Raw genomic sequence first — 24,412 nt, 5'->3', positions numbered from 1 at the left:
CCTGATTCCTTCCCGGCAGGGTGACCCACACCCGAGCGGGGCATGACCGGGGTGTCACCTGCCACCCGTCGCACACATCGTGAGGAGCCGCCTGATGTCCGACTTCGTTCCCGGGCTCGAGGGAGTCGTCGCGTTCGAAACGGAGATCGCCGAACCCGACAAGGAAGGCGGTTCGCTGCGGTACCGGGGCGTCGACATCGAGGACCTGGTCGGCCAGGTCTCGTTCGGCAACGTCTGGGGGCTGCTGGTCGACGGCCGCTTCAACCCGGGTCTGCCGCCCGCCGAGCCGTTCCCGATCCCGGTGCACTCCGGCGACATCCGGGTCGACGTGCAGTCGGCGCTGGCCATGCTGGCGCCGGTGTGGGGCCTGAAACCGCTGCTGGACATCGACGCCGAGCAGGCCCGCGACGACCTCGCCCGAGCGGCCGTGATGGCGCTGTCGTACGTGGCGCAGTCGGCGCGCGGGCAGGGCCTGCCGATGGTGCCGCAGAAGGAGATCGACAAGGCGGAGACCATCGTCGAGCGGTTCATGATCCGCTGGCGCGGCGAGCCCGACCCGAAGCACGTCAAGGCCGTCGACGCCTACTGGACGTCCGCCGCGGAGCACGGCATGAACGCCTCCACCTTCACCGCCCGCGTCATCGCCTCCACCGGCGCCGACGTGGCCGCCGCGCTGTCCGGCGCGGTCGGCGCGATGTCCGGCCCGCTGCACGGCGGCGCGCCCTCCCGCGTCCTGGGCATGATCGAGGAGATCGAGCGGACCGGCGACGCGACGGCGTACGTGAAGAAGACCCTCGACAAGGGCGAGCGCCTGATGGGCTTCGGCCACCGCGTCTACCGCGCCGAGGACCCGCGCGCCCGGGTGCTGCGCCGCACCGCCAAGGAGCTGGACGCGCCGCGCTACGAGGTCGCCGAGGCGCTGGAGAAGGCGGCGCTGGAGGAGCTGCACAGCCGGCGCCCCGACCGGGTGCTCGCCACGAACGTGGAGTTCTGGGCGGCGATCATGCTGGACTTCGCCGAGGTCCCGGCGCACATGTTCACCTCGATGTTCACCTGCGCGCGCACCGCGGGCTGGTCGGCGCACATCCTGGAGCAGAAGCGCACCGGCCGTCTGGTGCGGCCGTCCGCCCGCTACATCGGCCCCGGCCCGCGCGACCCGCGCGACGTCGAGGGCTACGGCGAGACACGCCACTGAGGCGTGCCCGCCCACGGCCGCGGCCCGGCCTCCCCTCGCGGGAGACCGGGCCGCGGCCGTTTCCGGCCACCCGAACCGCGGGCCCCCGCCCTACAGACGTTCCGCCAGGACCTCCGCGAGATGCCGGGCCTCGACGCCCGCGAGCTGCGCGAGCTGGGTGTGGCAGGACAGCCCGTCGGCCAGGACGACCGCATCGTCGGGCGCGTCCCGTACTGCGGGGAGCAGTTGTTCCTCCGCGCAGGCCGCCGAGACCTCCCAGTGCCCTTGCTCGAAGCCGAAGTTGCCCGCCAGGCCGCAGCAGCCACCGGCCAACTCGCCTGCCAGCCCGGCCTGTTCACGCAGCGCGCGCTCGGCCTCGTCGCCCAGTACGGCGTGCTGGTGGCAGTGGGTCTGGCCGGTCACCGGGCGGTCGATCCGCGGCGGAGTCCAGTCGGGCGCGTACGTCCGGAGCGCCTGCGCGAACGTGACGACGGACGCCGCGAGCCGCCGCGCGTCCGGGCCGCCGAGCAGTTCGGGCAGGTCGGTGCGGAGGGTGGCGGCGCAGCTCGGTTCGAGTCCGACGACCGGATGCCCGGCGTCCAGCGCGGGCCGCAGCGCCTCGACGGTGGCGCGCATCGCGGCGCGGGCGCGCTCCAGTTGCCCGGTGGAGACGTAGGTCAGGCCGCAGCAGACCGGTCCCGGCGGGACGACGACCCGCAGCCCGGCCGCCTCCAGGACCCGCACGGCGGACCGGCCCACGCCGGGCCGCAGGTGGTTGGTGAACGTGTCGGGCCACAGCACGACGGTCCGCCCCCGGCCCGCGCCCGCGGCAGCCGTCCGACCCTGACCGCCGCCGTCCCGCCGCGTCCGCCCGCGCCACCACCGCTGGAACGTCTCGGGCGCGACACGGGGGACCGCGCGCCGCGCGTCGATCCCGCCCAGCCGCTTGGCGAGCGCCGCAACCGGCGTCGTGGCCAGCGCGTTGACCACCGGGGCGAGCCGCAGCACGGCGGCCGCGCGCAGCCACACCGGCAGCAGTCCCAGCGAGTAGTGCGCGGCGGGCCGCCGTCGCCCGGCGTAGTGGTGGTGCAGGAACTCCGCCTTGTAGGTGGCCATGTCGACGCCCACCGGGCAGTCGCTCCGGCACCCCTTGCACGACAGGCACAGGTCCAGCGCCTCGCGCACCTCCCGCGATCGCCAGCCGCCGGTCACCACCTCGCCGGCCAGCATCTCGTGCAGCAGCCGGGCCCGGCCACGCGTGGAGTGCCGCTCCTCGCCGGTCACGCGGTACGAGGGGCACATCACGGAACCCGAACGCGCCACGCTGTCACGGCACTTGGCGACGCCCACGCAGCGCCGCACAGCCGCCGTGAAGTCGCCGCCGTCGCCGGGGTAGCCGAACGCCACGTCCACCGGTCGCCGGGGCAGGGGGGTGAAGCGCAGGTTCTCGTCCAGGCGTGCGGGGCGCACCAGGATGCCGGGGTTGAGGCCGCCGTCCGGGTCCCACAGATCCTTGAACTCCTCGAAGACGCGGACGAGTTCGGGCCCGTACATCCTCGGCAGCAGCTCCGCGCGGGCCTGCCCGTCGCCGTGCTCGCCGGACAGCGACCCGCCGTGCGCGACCACGAGGTCGGCCAGCTCCCCGGAGAACCGGCGGTATCGGTCGATGCCGCCGGGCGTCAGCAGGTCGAAGTCGACGCGCACGTGGACGCAGCCCTCGCCGAAGTGGCCGTAGGGCGTGCCGCGCAGGCCGTGGGCGCCCAGCAGGGCCCGGAAGCCGCGCAGGTAGGCGCCGAGTCGCGGCGGCGGCACCGCGCAGTCCTCCCAGCCAGGCCACGCCTCGGAGCCGTCCGGCATCCGGGTCGCCGTGCCCGCGGCGTCCTCGCGCAGCCGCCACAGCGCCCGCTGCGCGGCGGCGTCGGTGACCACCTCGGCGGCCACCGCGTCCCCGGCGCGCACCACCGCCTCGGCCGCCGCCCGCGCCTGGGCCGCCGTCGTGCCTGCGACCTCGACGAACAGCCAGGCCCCGCCGCGCGGCAGGGTGCGCGCCGCCGCACCCGCGAGATCGGCCGCCATGCCCTCCACGGTGAGCGGCGCCAGCGGCAGCAGTGCGGGGGCCGCGTCCGCCGCCGCGCTCTCGTCCGCGTAGCCGAGGACCGCGAGGGCGCGCGCGGCCGGCACGTCGACCAGGGCGACCGTGGCCTCGGTGAGCACCGCGAGCGTGCCCTCGCTGCCGGCTAGCGCCCGGGTGACGTCGGCCCGCCTCTCCGGGAGCAGTCCGTCCAGCGCGTAGCCGGAGATGCGGCGGGGCAGGACAGGGTATCCGGTACGCAGCAAGGCGAGGTGACGTGCCGTCAACTTCTCGATTCCGGCGGCGATGTCGGACGGGAGGCCCGCGAGCCCGCCCCCGGTCCCGGCCACCGCGGCGAACCGCCTCCCCCGGTACGTCACCCCCCTGAGCGCCCGCACGTTGTCCGCCGTGGTCCCCCACGCCACCGAGTGCGCGCCGCAGGAGTTGTTGCCGATCATGCCGCCGAGGGTGCAGCGGGAGTGGGTGGACGGGTCGGGGCCGAAGGTCAGGCCGTGCGGCGCGGCGGCCTCCCGCAGGCGGTCGAGGACGACGCCGGGCTGGACGACGGCGATGCGAGCCCCGGGGTCCAGGGAGCGGATCGCGTTCATGTGGCGGGTGAGGTCCAGCACCACGCCGGTCCCGGTCGCCTGGCCCGCGATGGACGTGCCGCCGCCGCGCGGCACCACCGGCACGCCGTGCTCCCGGCAGACCGCGAGCGCCGCCTCGACGTCGTCGGCGTCCCGGGGCGCCACGACCGCGGACGGCACCCGCCGGTAGTTGGAGGCGTCCATCGTCACCAGCGCCCTGGCGCCCGCGTCGCACGCCACCTCGCCGCGCACCGCCGCCCGCAGCGCCTCTTCCAGGTCCCGCGTCTCTTCCAGGTCCCGCGTCACCTCAGCCATGGTCACTACAGTGCCCGTCCCACCACGTGTCGCGCCGCGTCTCGCGTGGTCGTCCCCAAGGTGTCTCATCGACTGGAACACGGTCCGCACCGGGCCGGTGACGGATTACGCTGCGGACGTGGCCGATATCCAGATTCCCGCAAACATCAAGCCCGCCGACGGTCGCTTCGGTTCGGGCCCGTCCAAGGTGCGGACCGAGGCGCTCGACGCCCTGGCCGCCACCGGAACCTCCCTGCTCGGCACCTCCCACCGCCAGGCTCCGGTCAAGAACCTGGTCGGTTCGGTGCGCGACGGCGTCCGCGAGCTGTTCTCGCTGCCCGCGGGGTACGAAGTGGTGCTGGGCAACGGCGGGTCCACCGCGTTCTGGGACATCGCGACCCACGGCCTGATCCGGCGCAAGTCGCAGCACCTGTCGTTCGGCGAGTTCTCCTCGAAGTTCGCCAAGGCCGCCAAGCTCGCGCCCTGGCTGGCCGACCCGACCGTGATCGAGACCGAGCCGGGCACCCACCCCGAAGCGTCCGCCGAGGCGGGCGTGGACGTGTACGCGTTCACCCACAACGAGACCTCGACCGGTGTCGCCATGCCGCTGCGGCGCGTCGACGGCGCGGACGAGGGGTCACTCGTTCTGGTGGACGCCACCTCCGGCGCGGGCGGACTGCCCGTGGACATCGCGCAGACGGACGTCTACTACTTCGCGCCGCAGAAGTCGTTCGCGGCGGACGGCGGCCTGTGGATCGCGGTCTTCTCGCCCGCCGCCCTGGAGCGCGCGGCCGAGATCGCCGCGTCCGACCGGCACATCCCGGCCTTCTTCGACCTGCCGACCGCGATCGACAACTCGGCGAAGAACCAGACGTACAACACCCCGGCGCTGGCCACCCTCTTCCTGCTGGACCAGCAGCTGAAGTGGATCAACGGCCAGGGCGGCCTCGAGTGGGCGGTCAAGCGCACCGCCGACTCCTCCTCGCGGCTGTACGGCTGGGCCACCTCCTCCGACCACGCCACGCCGTTCGTGCACGACCCGGCCAAGCGCTCCCAGGTCGTCGGCACCATCGACTTCACCGAGGGCGTCGACGCCTCCGCGATCGCCAAGGCGCTGCGAGCCAACGGCATCGTGGACACCGAGCCGTACCGCAAGCTGGGCCGCAACCAGCTGCGCGTCGCGATGTTCCCGGCCGTCGACCCGGCGGACGTCGAGGCGCTGACCGCCTGCGTCGACTACGTCATCGAGCGCCTCTAGCCGCGCGAACACGCCCCCTCCGGCGCCGCGGCCTCACCGGCCGCGGCGCCGCAGTCTGCGCGTGCCTACGACCAGCAACGCGGCGACGGCGAGGAAGGCGACGCCGAAGAAGGGGTACCGGTGGCCTCCCGAGCCCGCCGCCGCGCCGCCGGAGGCCGGTGCGGCCGACCCCGAGGGATCCGCCGACGCCCTTACGGAGTCCGGCAGTTCGCTGCCGGACAGCGGCACCCGGTAGACCTGGCTGTCCCTGCCCTCGCTGCCGGTCATCAGCGCACGGCCGTCGGGGGTGAACGTGACCGACTCGCCCTGCTGCTGGACGGGCACGTCGGGGTTGCCGATCTCGGCGCCGAGCCGGTCGCCGTTCCAGCGGTACTCGCTGGTCATGAAGTACCCGCGGAACACCAGCCGGGTGCCGTCCGGCGAGAACGCGCCGTCGGTCACCCAGGGCACGTCGGCGATCGGCCTGAAGACGTTGATGCCGGAGGGCGACAGCTTCTCCGGGCCCTCGTACAGGTGGCCGCGGTCCTCGTTCTTGCTGGCGATGTAGACCCGTCCGGTCCTCGGCTCGACCATCAGCGACTCGGCGTTGCGCGGCCCGTCGGAGTAGCGCACGGTGTACGTGGTGGCGTCCACGGTCTGGTCGCGCAGCGTCTTCGGCTCGGGGAAGCGGTAGAGGTAGACCTCGGGCCAGGCGCCGTTCAGGTTGTCGCCGATGTCGCCGAGGTAGATGTCGCCGTCCGGGCCGATGGAGATCGCCTCGCAGTCGCGGGCGTGCACGCCGCGCAGGGTGATCCGGGCGACGGTGGCGCCGGTGGCGGAGTCGATGGCGTAGACGTAGGGGCCGTCGCCGCTGTCGTTGTGCGTCCAGTAGACGCCCGGGTGCAGGTGGCTGGCGGCCAGGCCGCTGGACTCGGTGATGCGCGGGTCCTTCATGGTGAAGGCGACGGTGGGCCCGCTGTCGGCGGTCGCCGAGAGGGCGGCGCTCGCCGCGAGGAGGGTGGCGGCCAGCGGAACGGCCCAGGTACGCGCGCGCATGCGCCAAGAGTGCCATCCCGGCCGCGCGCCGCCATGTCCTGCCTCCGCGTGCCGCCGTCTCCTGTGGCCGGTCTCACGCGGCCCGGCCTCGCGGCACCGCGCGGTCTTCGAGGATGATGCGCGCATGCGTTATCTGTTCGTCGGCGACTCGATGACCATCGGCAGCGCCGGCGACCACACCTGGCGCTACCGCATGTGGCGGCACCTGAGCGCGCTGGGCGAGCCGTTCGCGATCACCGGTTCGCGGACCGCGCTGTACGACAGGGAAGCCGACGCGCCTGTTTCGCACCGCTACGCCGACCCCGCCTTCCCCGCGTCCGCGCGCGGGCACTTCGCCGGGTGGGGCGAGGGCTGGCTGCAACTGGCGCCGCTGGTGCGCGCGGAGGTGGCGGAGCAGCGGCCGGACGTGCTGCTGATCTCGCTGGGCCTGATCGACCTAGGCTTCTACACCGACGCGGCGCGCACCGAGGAGTCGCTGCGCTCGTTCGTGGCCGAGGCGCGGGCCGCGTCGCCGTCGGTGCGGATGGTGCTGCTGCCGGTCATCCCCAACACCCGTGCGGTGAGCGACGCGTGGTTCGCCGCGCAGTGCGACGAGCTGAACGTGCGGACGGCCAAGGCGGTCGCCGACCTGGACACGGCGGCCTCCCCCCTGCTGCTGGCGTCCCGCCCGCCGGGCTACGACATCCACCGCGACACCTACGACGGCACCCATCCGAACGCGGCGGGCGAGCACCGGATCGCGGCGGCCTTCGCGAACGCGATGCACCAGGCGTGGGGCGTGGGCGCGCCGTACGACCTGCCGGACTGAGCCGTCAGCCGTTCGCGGGTCCGTTCGCGGCGCGCCTGGCCGTGGGCGGTCTTGCTTCGAGCGCACTCCAACCTGCTTGGCTGGGAGGCATGGAGTACACGCAGCTCGGACGCAGCGGTCTGAAGGTCTCCCGGCTGGTGCTGGGCACCATGAACTTCGGGCCGGTCACCGACGAATCCGACAGTCACGCCATCATGGACGCCGCGCACGACGCGGGGCTGAACTTCTTCGACACCGCCAACGTCTACGGCTGGGGCGAGAACAAGGGCCGCACCGAGGAGATCATCGGCGCGTGGTTCGCCAAGGGCGGCGGCCGCCGGGACAGGACCGTCCTGGCCACCAAGGTCTACGGCGACATGGGCGACTGGCCCAACGAGGGCAGGCTGTCCGCCCTCAACATCCGCCGCGCCGCCGAGGCCAGCCTCAAGCGCCTGCGCACCGACCACATCGACCTCTACCAGTTCCACCACGTCGACCGGAACACCCCCTGGGACGAGATCTGGCAGGCCATCGACGTCCTCATCCAGCAGGGCAAGGTCGTCTACGCGGGGTCCAGCAACTTCGCCGGCTGGCACATCGCCAAGGCCGGCGAGGCCGCGCGGCGCCGCGGGTCGCTCGGTCTGGTCTCGGAGCAGTGCCTGTACAACCTGATCGAGCGCCGCGCCGAGCTGGAGGTGATCCCCGCCGCGCAGGACTACGGCCTCGGGGTCATCCCCTGGTCGCCGCTGCACGGCGGCCTGCTCGGCGGCGCGATCCGCAAGGAGCGCGAGGGCGGCGCGGGCCGCAGCGGCACCGGGCGCAGCGCCGACGCGTTGAAGAACGCCGCCCAGCGCGACCAGATCCAGGCGTACGAGGACCTGTGCGCCAAGCACGGCCACGAGCCGGGCGAGGTCGCGCTGGCCTGGCTGCTGACCCGGCCGGGGGTGACCGGTCCGATCGTCGGGCCGCGCACCGGCGAGCAGCTCGCGTCCGCCCTGCGGGCGGTGGAGCTGGAGCTGGGCGAGGAGTTCCTGGCCGGTCTTGACGAGATCTTCCCGGCCACCGGGCCCGCGCCGGAGGCCTTCGCCTGGTGACGGTGGCGGGCGGGGGCGGCCGGGGCGAGCGGACTCGCGGCCACCCCGCCGGCCGGGGTCAGCGGACCGCGGCCGCCACGACCACCACGGCCAGCATCAGCACGAGGGCGGCGGTCATCACTCGGGTTCGGGTCTTGGGATCCACCCGACGAGCGTAACCGGACCGCCCTACCGGCCCAGCGCCCAGGTCCCGGCGGTCTCGTACCGGGGCCGGGCGCCGGGCACCCCGGGCGCGGGCGGAAGACTGTGGATCAGCGCGATCCGGTCGGCGGTCCACGCCTCGCTCTCGTACTCCGCGAGCGCGGCGACGTGCGGCCGCAGGCCGGGCCCGCGCGCCCCGCCCCGGCCGCGCCCGCGGGCCAGCGTGACGTGGGCGCGGAAGGCGCGGCCCTCCTCGACCGCGATGCCGCAGCGCCGGGCCGCGGCGGCCACCGATCCGGCCAGGTGCCGCAGCGCGTCCGTATCGCCGGCCACGCCTGCCCACAGCACCCGGTCGCCGAACCGTCCGGCGCCCGCCAGCCGCAGCGTCATCGGCGGATGCCGGTGCGCGGCCCGCTCCAGGCGCTCGCCGAGCCCGGGCAGCGTGCCGGGGTCCACCTCGCCCAGGAAGGCCAGCGTGAGGTGGCGGTCCGCGTCGGCGGTCCAGCGCAGCGCGTCCCCGGCATCCGGGCGGGCGTCCATGAGCGGGCGCGCGGCGGCGTCGAGACCGCGCAACACCTGCCGAGGCGGCACGAGCGCGACGAAGAGCCTCATACGCCGATCATCCCGGATCCGGCTGGAAGACGACGGTCGCGTGACCGCTGTCATGTTCCCGCCATAGCTTGTTCGCGCCGCGTACCGCTTCTTGAGCGGGCCGCTCGCCCGAGCCCATGCTGAACGCCGTCCATCCCCCCAACTGCCTCTGGAGGCACGGCACATGGGCATGAAGACGACTTCGGCACGCAGCCGTTCCCGGGCCGTCGCGGCAGCCACCGCGGCCCTGGCGACCACCGCGGTCCTGGCGCTCGCGGGCAGCGCGGCGCCGGTGGGCGCGGCGACCGCGTTCGGTCCGCAGACCCCGCTCGCCGCGGGCTCGCACGGGACCGGCCAGGTCAGACCGTACGACGACGGCGTGTGGGGCGGTTACGTCGCGCAGGGCCGGTTCACCAGCATCAGCGGCTCGTGGGTCGAGCCGCAGGCGACCTGCAACACCAGCGACGACCTGTTCGCCCCCTGGGTCGGCATAGACGGCTACGGCTCGCAGACCGTCGAGCAGGCCGGGGTGCAGACCGACTGCTCCAGCGGGCGGCCGGTGCTGTCCGCGTGGTACGAGATGTACCCGGCGGCGCCGGTGTACTGGAGGGACGCCGTCAGCCCCGGCGACACCATCACCTCGTCGGTCGTCGCGCAGAGCCGCGGCACCTACGTGATCACCCTGAGCGACACCACCAAGGGCTGGACCGAGCACACCACCCAGCGGCTGTCGGCGCAGAACGTCAGCGCCGAGGCGGTCATCGAGTCGCCGACCCAGAGCTACCCGTCCTTCGACGAGCTGGACTTCTCCAACGTGACCGTCAACGGCAAGCCGTTCTCGTCGTACGACCCGCAGGCCATCACCAGCGGCGGCTACGGCCCCGGCGAGCTGAACGGCGGCGACTTCTCCATCACGCCGGAGGACGGCGGCTGGGGCTGGGCCACGCACGCCACCCCGTCCCACCAGGCGGCGCGCCCGGGCACGATCCGGTACTGAACGGTCGCCGCGCACCGAACCGGCGCCCCGTACTGAACGGGCGTACCGGCGAAGGGGATCGCGCGAGGGCGGGAACGTGACGCGCGAGCAGGAGAACGGGGCCCGGCCGGGCGCGCACGACGTCGCGTCCGGCCGGGCCCCGCCCGCGCTCACCTCACGCGGCGACCGCGGCCGTCTCCTCGTCCTGCCCCTGCGGCGCCCGCTGCCGGGGGACCAGCGCGACGCCGCGCCGGTCGACCCGCACCCGCATGTCCCCGGCCCGCATCAGGACCGCGGCGATCGCCAGCCCCGACAGCGCGGAGACCAGACCGCCGAGCGAGAACCCGACGCGCGGGCCGTAGCGGTCGGTGATCCAGCCGACCAGTGGACCGCCCAGCGGGGTGCCGCCCACGAACACCATCATGAACAAGCTCATCACCCGCCCGCGCATCACCGGATCGGTGGCCAGCTGCACCGAGGAGTTGGCGGTGGTGTTGATGGTGATGCCGAACACCCCGACGACCACCAGCAGTCCGACGAACAGCCACACCGAGGGCGACCAGGCCGCCGCCATCTCCAGCGCGCCGAACACCACCGCGGCGCCCAGCAGCATCCGCATCCGGGTGGTGGACCTGCGGGCCGCCAGCAGCGCGCCGCCCAGCGAGCCGAGCGCCATCGCGGTGTTGAACATGCCGTACGTGCTGGCCCCGGCGTGGAAGGTGGTGTGCGCGAACGCCGACAGCCAGATGGGGAAGTTGAAGCCGAAGGTGCCGATGAAGCCGACCAGCACGATCGGCCAGATCAGGTCCGGCCGCCCGGCGACGTACCGCAGACCCTCGCGCAACTGGCCCTTGCCGCGCGGCGGGCGCTCGACCTCGTGCAGCTCGCTCTCGCGCATCAGCATCAGCCCGATCAGCGGTCCGGCGAACGACAGCCCGTTGACCAGGAACGCCCACCCGCTGCCGACCGCGGAGATCAGCACACCGGCGACCGCCGGGCCGACCAGGCGGGCGGTCTGGAAGTTGGCGGAGTTGAGGCTGACCGCGTTGCGCACGTCCTTCGGGCCGACCATCTCGACCACGAACGACTGCCGGGTGGGGTTGTCGACGACCGTGACCACGCCCAGCAGGAAGGCGATCAGGTAGACGTGCCACACCTGCACGTGACCGCTCAGGGTGAGCACCGCGAGCGCAAGACCCAGCAGCGCCATGGTGGCCTGGGTGAGCATCAGCAGCTGCCGCTTGGGGTAGCGGTCGGCGATGACGCCGCCGTACAGCCCGAACAGCAGCATCGGCAGGAACTGCAGGGCGGTGGTGATGCCGACCGCCGTCGAGGACCCGGTCAGGCTGAGCACCAGCCAGTCCTGGGCGATGCGCGACATCCAGGTGCCGGTGTTGGACACCACGGCACCGGTGGCGAAGAGCCGGTAGTTGCGGACCTTGAGCGAGCTGAAGGTCTGGCGCCTGGACGGCTTGGCCGCCTCGGTGGCTCCCCCCGCCGTGGCCCGCGGGGTCTTTGCGGCGGCCGGCGGATGCGGTGCGTTCGTGGGGGTGGTCGGGTTCGATCCGGGTGCGGCGTCTGCTCCGGGGGCCGAACTCAAAGGTGTCTCTCCTCACCTGGGCGATCCGGATGCTCCGGACTTCTCGGACGATCGTGCGTGCTCGCGCTGTCCCTCCGCCGCCCGCCGCCTGCCGCCGGGCCGCCCGACGGCGGCTCACGGCGGCTCAGAGGTGGGCCAGTTTCTCCAGCACCGGCGCCGCCTCGCGCAGCAGCGCCCATTCCTCGTCGGTCAGGCCCTCGGCGAGCTGCGCCAGCCAGACGTTCCGCTTGCGGCGGCTCTCGGCGAGCATCGCGTCGGCCTGCTCGGTCCTGCTGACGACGACCTGGCGCCGGTCCTCGGGATGGGGGTCCCGGCGGACCAGGCCCTTCGCCTCCAGCATGGCGACGATGCGGGTCATCGACGGCGGCTGCACGTGCTCCTTGCGCGCGAGCTCTCCAGGGGTGGCCGAGCCGCAGCGGGCCAGGGTGCCCAGGACGGACATCTCGGTCGGGCTGAGGGACTCGTCCACCCGCTGATGGCGAAGGCGCCGGGACAGCCGCATGACGGCCGATCTCAGCGAACTCACCGCGGCGAGATCGGCCTCGGACAGTTTGGTCACGACTGTTAGATTATCTCATTACTTACGCTAAAGAAAAGTCCGCAGCCGCGCTCAAACGCGCATGTGCGCGAGATCACCCTTACGAGTGACGCGCCTCCCGGAACGGCGGCATCGCCCGAGCCTGCCGTGGACCGTATGACTATGGGACCGGACGGATCGCAAGCGCACGGATCGAAGGTGCTCAGTCTGCGGATGGACGCCGACCTGCTCGACCGCGTCGCCCAGCACGCCGCCAGACGCGGCATGAGCGTGCAGGACTACGTCGTGCGGACGCTGGTGCGCGACGACTTCGACGAGCGGTTCAAGAACGCGGTCGACGCGACGGAACGCTTCTACGCGGGCTGACCGGGCTGACCGGGACGCACCGGCCGGCCGGAGGCCAGGCAGTGGTCGAGCAGTCTGCCGACCGCCTCCCGCTGCGCCGAGTACGGCACCTCGGCGGCCACCAGCCGTCGCGCGTGCTGCCGTACGAGGTCGTGCAGGCCGTACCTCGGCGTCCCGTCCTCGCCGCGCGCCGCGAACAGCAGGTGGTCGGCGCGAAGCCGCTGGAGCGTCATGGCCGCCTCCGGCACCGGACAGGCGGCGACGGCGGCCGCGGCGGCCGGCGTGATCGCGCCCCCCGGATGCAGCCCCAGCAGCCGGAACATCCGGCGCGCGGGCTCGTCCAGCCGCCGGTACGAGGCGTCCAGCGCGGCGCGCAGCGGCAGGCTGCCCGGTGCGCTCTCCAGCCGGTGGACGTGGTCGGCGAGCGACCAGCCGGACCGCCGGGCGATCTGCAACGCGGCCGTGGTCAGCTCCAGCGGCAGGCCTCCGCACAGCGCCGCGAGGCGTTCGGCGGCCCGGGGCTCGGCGCGCAGCCGGTCCTCGCCGACCACGCCGGCCAGCACCGCCAGCGCGTCGTGCGCGGCCAGTGGGCGCAGCGTCAGCACCCCGGCACCGAGGCCGGGCAGGGCGCGCCGCGAGGTGATCAGGGTGCGGCCGGACGCGGGCAGCAGATCGCGCACCTGGCCGGGTCCTGCCGCGTCGTCCAGCACCACCAGCGGCGCCCGGAGCGCCGTCAGCCGCCGGTAGAGCGCGGTCCGCTCGTCCCGGCCCAGTCGCCGTACCCGCTCCCCCGGCACGTCGAGGCCGCGCAGCAGCGCGCCGAGCACCACGTGCGGGTCGGCCGGGGGGCCCGCGGGGTCGAAGCCGCGCAGGTCGACGTGGAGGTGCCCGCCGCAGCCCCCGCGGTCCAGCACCCGGCGGGCCGCGCACAGCGCCAGCCGGGTCTTGCCGACCCCGGGCATCCCGGCGACGACGGTCACGCCGCGGGTCACGCAGGCCAGCCGGTCCAGCTCCCGGTCGCGCCCCCGGCATTCCACCTCCCCGGCGTCCGGCACCCCCTTGACCGGCACGGCCGACGACGCGGTCGCCGGGTTGCCGTCCACCGTGCCGCGCAGCGCCGCCCGCCACGGCGCGGGGTCGGCGCCGAGCGCGCGCACGACGTCCGCCAGGAGTTCGGCGTCCATCCTGCGGCGGCCGGTGCGGAAGCAGTCGTAGACGGTGATGCGGCCGGGGACGCGCTCGGCGCCGGGCAGGCCGCGCCGGGCCCTGATGTCGGCGATCCGCCGGACGATCTCGGTGTACGAGGGATCGCCCGCGTCCGAGCGCAGCAGCCGCAGCCGTTCGACCAGTTCGTCCAGCGTGCGCGCCGGTCCGGGTCCGCGCACCGGTCTGGCCGCCGGTGCCCCGAGCCCGGTCACCGGCTCCCCGAGTGATGTCGCCAAGGCCGTCCTCCCCCTCAGCCGCCCCGCCCCGCGCCGGCTGGTCCCGCCGACGGGCCGACGGCTCAGCCAGGATCACCCGCGGGCACCAACCGGTCAACTGATGTGAATGCCAAGGGGAGTTACTAGGCTGAAATGTATCGCTGCACGGTGGCCGCGGGCGGTGTTCGGGCTCGTTCGGCGCCGCATTCGGGTTCGTTCGGGAGCCGCGACAGCGTGCCGGGGCGCGGCCACCGTGGTGGGCCGGAGCGCGACCGGCGCGTCTCCCGACCCGAACCCGGATCCACCACGGAAAGGACCCTCCATGGCTCTGCGCACCCGCGTCGCCGCAGGCGTCGCCACGCTCGCGCTGTCCCTGACCGGCCTGGCCGCCGTCGCCGCCCCGGCCGACGCCGCCGTCCCACGGACCGCGGACCGCGCCCACGCCGTCACGCCGGACCTGTTCCGGATGAACTACTTCTACGGCACCGGGCCGACGATCCCGCTGGCGCAGCAGACGGCGCTGCTCCAGGCGCAGATGGCGGGCTTCACGCCCTTCCAGTGCGGCACGGTGCAGACCACCGGTCAGCCGGGCGGCTACTACGTGACGATCCTGTGCGAGTCGATGTCCTGACCCGCGGGTGCTGCCGGCGTCGCCGGGCCGGGTTTCCCCCCGAGGGGCCGGGCCCGGCGGCGTCTCACGTCAGCCGCAGCGCCGGCATCAGGTAGTAGAAGGCGAAGACGGCCGAGACCACGTACAGCGGCACCGGCACCTCGCGCCAGCGGCCTGTGACGATCCGCAGCACGCAGAAGGTCAGGAAGCCGATCCCGATGCCGTTGGTGATCGAGTAGGTGAACGGCATCATCAGCATCGTCAGGAACGCCGGGACGGCGATGGTGAAGTCGCTCCAGTCGATGTCCCTGATGCTGTTGGACAGGATCAGGAAGCCCACCGCGACCAGCGCAGGGGTGGCCGCCTGCGCCGGGACCATGGTGGCCAGCGGCGTCAGGAAGAGCGAGACCACGAAGAGCAGGCCGGTCACCACGGCCGAAAGGCCGGTGCGGGCGCCTTCGCCGACCCCCGCGGTGGACTCCACGAAGCAGGTGTTGGCGCTGCTGGAGGTGGCGCCGCCCAGCGCGGTCGCGACACCGTCGACGAACAGCACCCGGTTCATGCCCGGCAGGTCGCCCTTGGGGTCCAGCAGGTGCGCCTCGTCGCAGACGCCCAGGATGGTGCCCATCGCGTCGAAGAAGCCGGACAGCAGCACGGTGAAGACGAACAGGATGCCCGTCACGATGCCGACCTGGTGGAAGCCGCCGAACAGGCTCACCTTGCCCACCAGGCCGAAGTCGGGCGTGGCGACCGGGTCGCCGGGCCACTTGGGCACCGTCAGGCCCCAGGAGGCGGCCGGGACCGTGGCGACCGCGTCGATGACCAGCGCCAGCACGGTCATGGCGACGATGCTGATGAGGATCGCGCCGGGCACCTTGCGCACGATCAGCGCCAGCGTCAGCAGGGCGCCGACGATGAAGACCAGCACCGGCCAGCCCAGCAGGTGCCCGTTGCCGCCCAGTTGGAGCGGGACGGTGGTCTGCTCGGAGTCCGGGACGCGGGAGACGAAGCCGGAGTCGACCAGGCCGATCAGGAAGATGAACAGGCCGATGCCGATGGCGATCGCCTTGCGCAGGCTCAGCGGCACCGCGGCCATCACCCGCTCGCGCAGGCCGGTGGCGACCAGCACCATGATCGCCAGACCGGCGAGCACCACCATGCCCATCGCGTCCGGCCAGCTCATCCTGGGCGCGAGCTGGAGGGCGACCACGCTGTTGATGCCCAGGCCCGCGGCGAGCGCGATGGGCACGTTGCCGATGACGCCCATCAGCAGCGTGGTCAGGGCGGCGGTCAGCACGGTGGCGGTGACCAGCTGGCCGTGGTCGAGGTGGTGGCCGTACTTGTCGACGCCGCTGCCGAGGATGATCGGGTTCAGCACGATGATGTACGCCATCGCGAAGAAGGTGGCCAGACCGCCGCGGATCTCCCGGTAGACGCTGGAGCCGCGCTCGGAGATGCGGAAGTAGCGGTCGAAGGCGTTGCGGGGCAGCGGGGCCTGCGGCGGGGCGGAGCCGACCGGGGAAGTGGCCGAGCTGGGCATGGGGGTCCTCGGAATCCTCGCGATGACGGGGCAGGGGGGTGCACTGGCCTGGTCCAAGTCTGATCACTTTCAGACGTTCTTACGAAACAAACCAGCCAGTCAGAGGTCGTTTCAGTATGAACAGATATCCCCTCCGACTTCCATCTCCGCGCGTAGACACCGGGTAGGGACCGACCTGCGGAGCGGCGGCGGTCCCGTCGGAGGCGCCCCGTAGGCTGTGCGGCATGAAGTCGAAGTGGACGCCGTTGCACGAGACGCCGGAACCGCTGGAGGCGAACGACGTCGCGATCGTCACCGGCGGCACGATCGTCTGGCTGGTCCTCTTCCTAGGTCAGCTCCCCTTCTACGGCTGGTACGCGGACCACGGCCACGCCTGGTGGATCTGGTGCTGCGCGGCCGGCGCGGCGCTGGGCGGCGTCGGCATCCTCTACGTGCGCAGGCGCAGGGACGCGATCCGCCGGGCGGCCGCGTCCCGCGACGGGCACGGCGACGAGGGCGGCGGCGCGCCCCTCGCCGGCTGACGGTCCCGGGCGGGCCGGCAGCGGGCCCGAACGAGCCGGCGGCCTTCCCGGGCGAGCCGCCGCGAACCGTCCGCGGGGCCGCCGCGAGCCGTCCGTGGGCCCTCCGCGAGTCGTCCGTGGGCCCTTCGGGGCTCCTCCGCGAGCCGGGAGGCAAAGCAGGCATACCGTCATGAATGCCACGTAGTCTCGACCCATGACGGACCGTGTCGCCACCTCGCCCGCCCGCGCCCAGGGCCTGACCTCCGCCGAGGTCGCCGACCGCACCGCACGCGGCGAGGTCAACGACATCCCCGTGCGCAGTTCCCGTTCGGTCGCCGACATCGTCCGGGGCAACGTCTTCACCCGCTTCAACGCCATCCTCGGCGTCCTCTTCCTGATCATCGTGGCCGTCGGCCCGATCCAGGACGGCCTGTTCGGCTTCGTGATCGTCGCCAACACCGCGATCGGCATCGTCCAGGAGCTGCGCGCCAAGAAGACGCTGGACAGCCTCGCGGTGGTCGGCGAGGCGAGGCCGACCGTGCGCCGCGACGGGCGGGCCGCCGAGGTGGTGACCTCCGCGATCGTGCTGGGCGACCTGATCGAGCTGGGCCCGGGCGACAAGGTCGTGGTGGACGGCGAGGTCGCCGAGGCGGACGGCCTGGAGATCGACGAGTCGCTGCTGACCGGTGAGGCCGACCCGGTGCTCAAGAAGCCGGGCGACGAGGTGATGTCGGGCAGCTTCGTGGTCGCCGGCGGCGGCGCCTTCACCGCGACCAAGGTCGGGCGCGGAGCCTACGCCGCCCAACTGGCGGAGGAGGCCAGCCGCTTCACCCTGGTCCACTCCGAACTGCGGGGCGGCGTCAGCCAGATCCTCAAGTACGTGACGTGGATGATGGTCCCGGTCGCCGTCGGCCTGATCGCCAGCCAGCTGTACGTCGAGGGCAACGACTGGCGCGAGGCGGTGCGCCGGATGGTGGGCGGGATCGTGCCCATGGTGCCCGAGGGCCTGGTGCTGCTGATGTCGGTGGCGTTCGCGATCGGGGTGGTCCGGCTGGGCCGCAAGCAGTGCCTGGTGCAGGAACTGCCCGCGATCGAGGGCCTGGCCCGGGTGGACACCGTCTGCCTGGACAAGACCGGCACGTTGACCGAGGGCGGCATGGACGTCACCGAACTGCGGCTGCTGGACGGCGCGGACGACACGCGCGTACGCGGGGTGCTGGCCGCCCTCGGCGCCGCCGACCCCCGTCCCAACGCCAGCCTGAAGGCCGTCATCGACGCCTACCCGGCGGACTCGGCGCAGGACGGCGCGGAGGGCCCGCGGTGCACCGGCGCGCTGCCGTTCTCCTCCGCCCGCAAGTACAGCGGGGCGACGCTCTCGTACGACGGCGGCGGGCGCGTCGAGCACTGGCTGCTGGGCGCGCCCGACGTACTGCTGCCACCGGGCCACCCGGAGCTGGCCGAGGTCGACGAGCGCGGCGCGCGGGGACTGCGCGTGCTGCTGCTGGCCCGCGCCGAACGTCCGCTGGAGGACCCGGAGGTGGTCGCGTCGGTGGAGCCCGCGGCGCTGGTCGTGCTGGAGCAGCGGCTGCGCGCGGACGCCGGTGAGACACTGCGCTACTTCGCCCGGCAGGACGTCGCCGCCAAGGTGATCTCCGGCGACAACGCGGTCTCGGTCGGCGCGGTCGCCGCCAAACTGTCGCTGCCCGGGTCCGAACGTCCGGTGGACGCCCGCCAGTTGCCGCGCGAGCCGGAGCGCATGGGCCGGGCCCTGGAGGACGGCAGCGTCTTCGGCCGGGTCACCCCGCAGCAGAAGCGGGACATGGTGGGCGCGTTGCAGTCGCGCGGCCACAACGTGGCGATGACCGGCGACGGCGTCAACGACGTGCTGGCCCTCAAGGACGCCGACATCGGGGTGTCGATGGGCTCCGGCAGCGAGGCGACCCGCGCGGTCGCGCAGATCGTGCTGCTGGACAACAGCTTCGCCACGCTGCCCTCGGTGGTCGCCGAGGGCCGCCGGGTGATCGGCAACATCACCCGGGTCTCCACCCTCTTCCTCACCAAGACCGTCTACTCGGTGCTGCTGGCGCTGCTGGTGGTGATCTGGCGGGTGCCCTACCCGTTCCTGCCCCGGCACCTGACGCTGCTGTCGACCCTGACCATCGGCGTGCCGTCGTTCTTCCTGGCGCTGGCGCCCAACACCGAGCGCGCGCAACCGCACTTCGTGCGCCGGGTGATGCGGTTCGCGGTGCCGATGGGGATCATCGCGGGCGCGGCCACGTTCGTCACGTACGTCGTCGCCCGCCACCACTACGGCGGCGCGGGCGCTCGCGAGGCGGAGACCAGCGCGGCGACGCTCACGCTGTTCCTGATCTCGATGTGGGTGCTGGCGATCGTCGCCCGCCCCTACACCTGGTGGCGGATCGCGCTGGTGCCGGCAATGGGGGCGGCGTTCCTCGTCGTGCTGGTGACGCCGTCGCTCCAGGCGTTCTTCGCGCTGCGGCTGGTGGGCACCGAGGGGCCGTGGACGGCGGTCGGCGTCGCGGTGATCGGCTCGCTGGCGGTCGAGGGCGCCTGGCAGGTCATCAGGCGCAGGCCGGTGTAGCCGTCCACCCCGGCCGCCCTTTACGTCCTTTACGGTGAACTGATCGGGGCTTTAGTATCCCGGCTCATGTCCTTCGACCTCGCCGCCCGGTCCCACGGCGGCTCCCACTCCATCGTCCACCACACCGTGACCCACCACTACGTCACCCACCACACGTACACCACGACCACCTACGGCCACGGGTACGGGCACGGCACGGGCAGCGGGTGGGCGCTGCTGTGGGTGCTGATCGGCGTCGTGGCCGTCTTCGCCGTGATCTACGGGGTGCGGCGGGCACTCAGCGGCAACTGACCCGCCGCGCCCCGCCGTTCACCCCGGCCAGGCACCGACCGGGCCCGCCTCACTCGAACCAGCGCGCCGTGGCCAGCTCCCCGGCGCGCGAGGGGTCCTCCAGCAGCGCGGCGACCTCGAAGCGGCGCCGCCACTGACCCGCCGCCCAGGCCAGCCCGGCCGCCACGCCCTCGAGCGTCGCGGCGTGCAGCACGCCGTCCGCCCAGCGCCAGTCGAGCGCCTGCTCGCCGTCGGCCGCGGCGACCAGCAGCTCCTCGTGCTCGACGTACGAGGCGGGGGCGCCGGGCAGCAGTTCGCGTACCTCGTCGGGCACCTCGTGCGGCTCGCCGTGGCTGACCACCGGGGCCGCGAGCTGGTCGCTCAGGCGGCGCACCTGGAACAGTTCGGCGAGCGCCTCGGCGTGCCGCGGGCCGGCCGGCAGCAGGGCCCGGCCGGACGCCAGCGGCAGCAGGTCGGGCGCGTCGGCGACCAGCGCGTCGGCCGCGTCCACCACGGTCGTACGGCCGTCCACCACCGCGCACAGCTCGTCAGGCAGCGTCACCTCGTGCGTTTCCAGCAGCGCCAACTCCGCGTAGAGCGCCTTGAGTTGCCCGGACGTCACGTGCGACTCCGGATCGGCGAGGCGGGAGAGCAGCTCCGCCGCCCCGCCCGGCTCGTCCAGCAGCGCGGCCGCCGAGGTACGCACCCCCAGCGCCCGCAGCACCTGGTCGTCCACCGCCGCCGTGTCCGCCTCGTCGTAGAGCCCGGCCAGCAGCGGGTCGCCGCCGGATGCCCGCAGGCCCACCGGACGACGGCCGTCCAGCACGGGGTGGTCGCGCAGCCACCACGCGGTGTACGGGCGCACGCTGCGCGTCGTGCCGTCCGGCAGCAGCACCCGCACCGGCGCGGTGATCGCGTCCCGCAGCGGCGGTAGGGACAGCAGCCGCAACGCCTGCGGCCAGGCGTCGTCGTCCACCAGGTCCAGGTCGCGCACGCCCACGAGTTCGGTGGCGACCGGGGGCACGTCGGTCTCCGGCAGCTGGTCGAGCACGTCCTCGCACCACACGTCGACGGCGTCCAGCAGACCGGCGTCGTCCGGCTCGGCCCAGTCGGCGTCGCGCGGCTCCAGGTCGTCCGGGTCGAGCACCACGTCGGCGGCGCGCACCAGGGCGAAGGTGGCGAGCACCCCGACCGCGGTCAGGGGCTGCTCGCCCCAGCGGACGGCCAGGTCGTGGTCGCACGCCGCGAGTTCGCCGGGACGGATGACCTGCTCGAACGCGCTCCCCGGGTAGACCAGTTCACCGGCCGGGGACAACTCGCCCTCGTCGTCGGGCAGGGCGAGGGCGCCGAGCCAGGGTTCGTCGCCGGGGGCCAGACCCGCGTCCCGCACCAACGCCAGTACCAGGTCGGCCAGTTCCTCCGCGTCGAGCCCGGGCGCGTCCTCGTCCCACACCTCCTCGGCGTCCAGCGATCCGGCGACCGCCGCCCGCACCTGAGGTGTCGTCAGCACCGCACGCGGGGTGGCCGGGGTCGCGCCCAGCTTCTCCAGCAGCGGGTGCGCCGCCTCGGGGTCGGCCACCTTCAGCCCGAGCCGTACCAGCCCTTCCGGCAGCGGCGTCCCTGGCGACGGCAGCAGCACCTGGCGGGGCCCGACGACGGTGCGGCCGTCGGTCAGCGGCACCGGCAGTCCGCTGAGGCGGTCCGGGTCGGTCCCGGCGAGCGCGTCGTAGAGCCTGCGCCACCACGTGGCCGGGCGCTCGGTCCCGGCGAGCCGGTCGATGGCCTCGCCGAGCGGCAGCCGGGCGACCCCCAGCGCGCGCAGCTCGGCCCGGCGCTCCAGGCCCGCGGGCAGCAGGGCGGGAAGGACCTCGCTCAGCACCCCGACGGCCTGCGCGGTGCCGCCCTCCAGCAGTTCCGCGCGGTCCGGGCGCAGGGCGTGGTCGCCGTCCTCCCGCGTGGCCGCCGCCGCGGGCAGGAACGCGGTGGCGGGCAGCGCGGACAGCACCTTCCCCCGCAGGGCGCCGTCGAGTTCACCGCGGCCGAGCGGTCCCGGCACCAGGTCGATCACCCCGGCGCCCACCGGACGCCATCCGGCCAGCAGTCGCACATAGGCGTCGGCGGCGCGCTCCAGCACGAAGTCGGTCAGCGGGCCGGGCGCGACGTGCCGCCGGGTGGGGTCGAGCGGGAAGGAGGCGATGAGCAGCGCGGGCAGGCCCAGGGGTTCGTCGGTGGGGGTGGGCGCGTGCACCACGGAGGCGGTGCGCGGCCGGGCGGGCGCCCCGGTGCCGTCCACCGGCACCGCCCACGTCACCGACCAGGCGGGGCGCAGGCGTTCCTCGACGGGCCGGTCGGCGAGCAGGGCGGCGTCCAGCTCACCGGCGTCCGAGGCGACCCGCCAACGCGTCGCCCCCGAGCGGGAGTCGTCCACGACGACTTCGCCGTCGACGTCCTGACGTTGCGTCAGCACGCGGCGCTCGTCCGGGGTTTCGATCACGACCTCGGACAGGGCGGGCAGCGCGAGCAGCAGCGCGTCGTCCACACCGTCCAGCAGGCGGGCCGCGAGATCCTCGGCGGCGCCGTCGCGCAGCGGCAGCACCACGACCGTGTCGTAGCCCTCCGGCGCGCTGCCCTCGGCGGGCAACGGCAGCCGCAGCAGCGGTACGTGGCCGTCCCTGCGGCGCAGTTCGTCGGCGAGACCGGGGCTGCGTCCGGCCGCGTCGTCCGCCAGTTCCCGCCCTTCCGCCAGCGACCAGCGCACGCCGCCGCCGTGCGAGACGACCGCGGGCTCGTCGCTGACCGCGAGTACGGCGGAGAAGCCGACGCCGAACCGGCCGACGCCCTCCTGCCCGCGCTTGGCGGAGGCGCGCAGCGTGGACAGCGACTCGGCGCCCTCCGCGTCCAGCGGGGCGCCGGTGTTGGCGGCGGCCAGCACGCCGTCGCGCAGGGTCAGCAGGAGGCGGCCGGGGACGCCCGCGCGCACGGCCGCGTCGGCGGCGTTCTGCGCGAGTTCGACGACGAGCCGGTCCCGGTAGCCGCCGAGGGCGAGGTCCTCCTCGGCGTTGGCGTCCTCCCGGAAGCGCGCGGGCGAGGCGGCCCAGGCGTCCAGCACGGCCTGCCGCAGGCGCGCCACCCCGAAGGTGTCGGCTCCACCGGCGGGCACCGGATTCACCACTGCGCTCACGGGGTCTCCTTCGGGGGCTGGGACAGCGGGACGGACCGGGCGGGCGGGGCGCCCGCCGACCGGGTCGCCCGGGCCGATCGCCCGGACCAGGGGGGACGTTACCGGTTCGGCCGAGCGGACCGCGCCGCACGCCCGCCGCTCCGGCGCCCCGGGCCGCGCGAGCGCCCGCGCGTCCCGCGCTTCCTGCCGCCGGTCGTCGCGGGCACCGTCCGCGCCTTCTCCCCGGTGCGCTCCGCAAGGCCCGCGTTCCCGCAAATCGCTTCGGCCTCATCCGGGGGTGCGTCACAACGTCCGCTTACCCGCGCATTGCTCCGCTTCGAGGTGGCTCGATGCCCCCGGCGCACGCGCCGTTCGCCTCTCCCGCCGTTCGGTCGAGAGTCACCACCCCGTGCCGTACGACGCCCCGGCGGGACGCACCATGGCCTGCCCGGTGGCGGACGGCCTGAACGCCGCGGCGGCGGTCCTCGCCGTGGCGTTCGTGCGCAGGCCGACGGCGACGCAGCAGGTCCGCCTCGAAGCCGTCGCGCCCGGCCCCGAGCCGCTCGTCCCGCGCTGAGGCGGGGGAACTTCACCGGGTCCCGGGGGACGTCAGGAGTGCCCCAGCTCCTCCGAGTCCGGGGTCGTGGGGTCCACCGAGCCGCCGGTGCGCTCCGGGTGCAGCGGCATCGGCTCGGTGCGCAGCTCGTCCAGGACCGGGGGCGCGGGGCGCGGTGTCTTCGGCATCACGGCGGCTTCCGAGTGGCCGCCGCAGCCGTAGGCCAGCGACACCACGCGGCCGTCGGCGGGCGAGAACTCGTTGGCGCAGATGCCGAAGGCCTGCCGCAGGGAGCCGCTGAGCGGCACCAGGAATCCGCAGCTCACGCAGTGCGCGGGCGCCGCCTGCGCCATCGGCGTCTTGGGGCCGAACGCCTCGTCCCAGCGGTCGGCGGCGATGTGCAGCCCGTAGCGGGACAGGACGCGGTCGCGGCGCAGCCCGAGTTCCTCCGCGAGGGAGACCGGCCCGGCGCGGTCGACCGGGGGCGCCGCCTGGACGTCCTCGGACTCCACGATCTCGGCCAGCCCCTGCGGCGCGGGCTCGACCGACTCGGGGCCCTCCAGCCAGCCGGGCTCCAGGCGCAGGTCGTCCGCCTCGGTGGGCAGCAGGTCGCCCGGGCCCATGTCGCCGGGGCGCAGCCGGTCGCTCCACGGCACCCACTCCGGCGCGAGCACGGCGTCGGCGTCCGGCAGCAGCACCGTCTCGTCGACGGTGACCAGCTTCGCGCGGGAGGCGCGGGCCACGGTGACCGCCCAGCGCCAGCCCCGGTAGGCGGGGTCCTTGCAGACGAAGGAGTGCGTGACGACGCGGTCCCCGTCCCAGGTGGCCCCGAGGTGCTCACCGACCACGTCCGCCCCGGCGGTCTCCTCTGCCGCCGTCCGGGCGAGGTCGACCGCCTCGGCGCACAGGCGGTCCGGTGTCCGGCTTCGCATCGCAGCACTCACAAGAATCGATTCTCTCCTACGCCGTCTCACGAGCGCGCCAACCGAGGGCGGGGGCGGTACGGAGCGGACCTGGGGACCGCGTCGACGTATCGCCCGGCAGCTCTCGGGCGCACCTGGTCCGTCCCATTCTGAGGGATCCGCCTGGAGCGCGCGGCGAGGAACGTGCCGTCGACGGCGCGTGACGCACGCTACCCGTCCACGCCCCCGGCGGGAAGTCGGGGGGTCCGCGCGCCCGTCGGCGACCGCGTGTCGGACGGGCCCGCCCGGCACCCGACCCGCTCGTACGGGCGCCCGGCCGGCCACCCGTACGGGTGGCCG

Annotated in this window: 20 protein-coding genes; 11 read left to right on the top strand and 9 right to left on the bottom strand. The window is 74.1% G+C overall.

Going from position 1 to position 24,412, the window contains the following annotated elements; all coding sequences use genetic code 11:
* Positions 1-94: 94 nt before the first annotated feature.
* Positions 95-1,195 carry a citrate synthase 2 gene (locus CK485_RS01740; RefSeq protein ID WP_109446070.1) on the top strand — a complete coding sequence of 367 codons (1,101 nt, stop codon included), beginning with the start codon at positions 95-97 and terminating at the stop codon, positions 1,193-1,195.
* A 90-nt stretch (positions 1,196-1,285) separates the two neighbouring features.
* Here CK485_RS01740 and CK485_RS01735 read toward each other — a convergent pair whose 3' ends face one another.
* Positions 1,286-4,147 carry an FAD-binding and (Fe-S)-binding domain-containing protein gene (locus CK485_RS01735; RefSeq protein WP_109446547.1) on the bottom strand — a complete coding sequence of 954 codons (2,862 nt, stop codon included), beginning with the start codon at positions 4,145-4,147 and terminating at the stop codon, positions 1,286-1,288.
* A 118-nt stretch (positions 4,148-4,265) separates the two neighbouring features.
* Here CK485_RS01735 and serC point away from each other — a divergent pair, with 118 nt between their 5' ends.
* Positions 4,266-5,384: a phosphoserine transaminase gene (serC, locus tag CK485_RS01730; protein ID WP_109446068.1), complete on the top strand. Its 1,119-nt coding sequence runs from the start codon at positions 4,266-4,268 to the stop codon at positions 5,382-5,384.
* Positions 5,385-5,417: 33 nt separating this feature from the next.
* Here the strand turns inward: serC and CK485_RS01725 are convergent, their stop codons facing one another.
* The gene (locus CK485_RS01725) at positions 5,418-6,419 is read right to left on the bottom strand and encodes a hypothetical protein (protein WP_109446066.1); all 1,002 of its coding nucleotides are present in this window, start codon (positions 6,417-6,419) and stop codon (positions 5,418-5,420) included.
* A 124-nt stretch (positions 6,420-6,543) separates the two neighbouring features.
* On the opposite strand from CK485_RS01725, the gene CK485_RS01720 reads away from it, so the two are divergent.
* Positions 6,544-7,227 (top strand): GDSL-type esterase/lipase family protein, encoded by a 684-nt coding sequence (locus CK485_RS01720; protein ID WP_109446064.1) that lies wholly within the window; start codon positions 6,544-6,546, stop codon positions 7,225-7,227.
* Positions 7,228-7,316: 89 nt separating this feature from the next.
* Positions 7,317-8,300, top strand: coding sequence for an aldo/keto reductase (locus tag CK485_RS01715; protein ID WP_109446062.1), 984 nt, complete (start codon positions 7,317-7,319; stop codon positions 8,298-8,300).
* A gap of 168 nt (positions 8,301-8,468) precedes the next feature.
* Here the strand turns inward: CK485_RS01715 and thpR are convergent, their stop codons facing one another.
* Positions 8,469-9,053: an RNA 2',3'-cyclic phosphodiesterase gene (gene thpR / locus CK485_RS01705; protein ID WP_109446058.1), complete on the bottom strand. Its 585-nt coding sequence runs from the start codon at positions 9,051-9,053 to the stop codon at positions 8,469-8,471.
* Positions 9,054-9,216: 163 nt separating this feature from the next.
* Between thpR and CK485_RS01700 the strand changes: the two genes are divergently transcribed.
* A complete protein-coding gene (locus CK485_RS01700) occupies positions 9,217-10,029 on the top strand; it encodes a G1 family glutamic endopeptidase (protein WP_241968061.1) in 813 nt (270 codons plus the stop codon).
* 154 nt (positions 10,030-10,183) lie between these two features.
* Here CK485_RS01700 and CK485_RS01695 read toward each other — a convergent pair whose 3' ends face one another.
* Positions 10,184-11,608 (bottom strand): MFS transporter, encoded by a 1,425-nt coding sequence (locus CK485_RS01695; protein ID WP_109446056.1) that lies wholly within the window; start codon positions 11,606-11,608, stop codon positions 10,184-10,186.
* 124 nt (positions 11,609-11,732) lie between these two features.
* Positions 11,733-12,167 (bottom strand): MarR family transcriptional regulator, encoded by a 435-nt coding sequence (locus CK485_RS01690; protein WP_241968060.1) that lies wholly within the window; start codon positions 12,165-12,167, stop codon positions 11,733-11,735.
* Positions 12,168-12,308: 141 nt separating this feature from the next.
* Here CK485_RS01690 and CK485_RS01685 point away from each other — a divergent pair, with 141 nt between their 5' ends.
* The gene (locus CK485_RS01685) at positions 12,309-12,512 is read left to right on the top strand and encodes a ribbon-helix-helix protein, CopG family (RefSeq protein ID WP_109446054.1); all 204 of its coding nucleotides are present in this window, start codon (positions 12,309-12,311) and stop codon (positions 12,510-12,512) included.
* Here the strand turns inward: CK485_RS01685 and CK485_RS01680 are convergent.
* Positions 12,500-13,933, bottom strand: a complete 1,434-nt coding sequence (locus tag CK485_RS01680) for an ATP-binding protein (protein WP_146214474.1) — start codon at positions 13,931-13,933, stop codon at positions 12,500-12,502. The two genes, CK485_RS01685 and CK485_RS01680, sit on opposite strands and share 13 nt — an antisense overlap.
* 301 nt (positions 13,934-14,234) lie before the next feature.
* Here CK485_RS01680 and CK485_RS01675 point away from each other — a divergent pair, with 301 nt between their 5' ends.
* Positions 14,235-14,543 carry a hypothetical protein gene (locus CK485_RS01675; RefSeq protein WP_109446051.1) on the top strand — a complete coding sequence of 103 codons (309 nt, stop codon included), beginning with the start codon at positions 14,235-14,237 and terminating at the stop codon, positions 14,541-14,543.
* 64 nt (positions 14,544-14,607) lie between these two features.
* On the opposite strand, the gene CK485_RS01670 is transcribed toward CK485_RS01675, so the two are convergent.
* Positions 14,608-16,062 (bottom strand): NCS2 family permease, encoded by a 1,455-nt coding sequence (locus CK485_RS01670; RefSeq protein ID WP_109446049.1) that lies wholly within the window; start codon positions 16,060-16,062, stop codon positions 14,608-14,610.
* A gap of 224 nt (positions 16,063-16,286) precedes the next feature.
* Here CK485_RS01670 and CK485_RS01665 point away from each other — a divergent pair, with 224 nt between their 5' ends.
* The 3 genes from CK485_RS01665 to CK485_RS01655 all read left to right on the top strand — a co-directional run bounded on the left by CK485_RS01665 (position 16,287) and on the right by CK485_RS01655 (position 19,455).
* A complete protein-coding gene (locus CK485_RS01665) occupies positions 16,287-16,583 on the top strand; it encodes a DUF2530 domain-containing protein (protein WP_109446041.1) in 297 nt (98 codons plus the stop codon).
* Between the two features lie 193 nt (positions 16,584-16,776).
* Complete coding sequence (locus CK485_RS01660; protein ID WP_109446039.1) at positions 16,777-19,164, top strand: HAD-IC family P-type ATPase; 2,388 nt, start codon at positions 16,777-16,779, stop codon at positions 19,162-19,164.
* Positions 19,165-19,230: 66 nt separating this feature from the next.
* A complete protein-coding gene (locus CK485_RS01655; protein WP_109446037.1) occupies positions 19,231-19,455 on the top strand; it encodes a hypothetical protein in 225 nt (74 codons plus the stop codon).
* A gap of 49 nt (positions 19,456-19,504) precedes the next feature.
* Here the strand turns inward: CK485_RS01655 and CK485_RS01650 are convergent, their stop codons facing one another.
* Positions 19,505-22,606 carry a molecular chaperone Hsp90 gene (locus CK485_RS01650; protein WP_109446035.1) on the bottom strand — a complete coding sequence of 1,034 codons (3,102 nt, stop codon included), beginning with the start codon at positions 22,604-22,606 and terminating at the stop codon, positions 19,505-19,507.
* 397 nt (positions 22,607-23,003) lie between these two features.
* Here CK485_RS01650 and CK485_RS28640 point away from each other — a divergent pair, with 397 nt between their 5' ends.
* Complete coding sequence (locus CK485_RS28640) at positions 23,004-23,171, top strand: hypothetical protein (protein WP_158288144.1); 168 nt, start codon at positions 23,004-23,006, stop codon at positions 23,169-23,171.
* Positions 23,172-23,203: 32 nt separating this feature from the next.
* On the opposite strand, the gene CK485_RS01645 is transcribed toward CK485_RS28640, so the two are convergent.
* Positions 23,204-24,082, bottom strand: a complete 879-nt coding sequence (locus CK485_RS01645) for a DUF3027 domain-containing protein (RefSeq protein WP_109446033.1) — start codon at positions 24,080-24,082, stop codon at positions 23,204-23,206.
* Between the last annotated feature and the right edge of the window lie 330 nt (positions 24,083-24,412).

Origin of the sequence: Streptomyces sp. ICBB 8177, assembly GCF_003144095.1 — a bacterium.
Classification (GTDB): domain Bacteria; phylum Actinomycetota; class Actinomycetes; order Streptomycetales; family Streptomycetaceae; genus Streptantibioticus_D.
The sequence above is the reverse complement of the archived record's forward strand: the minus strand, read 5'-3'. Positions and strand labels throughout refer to the sequence as shown.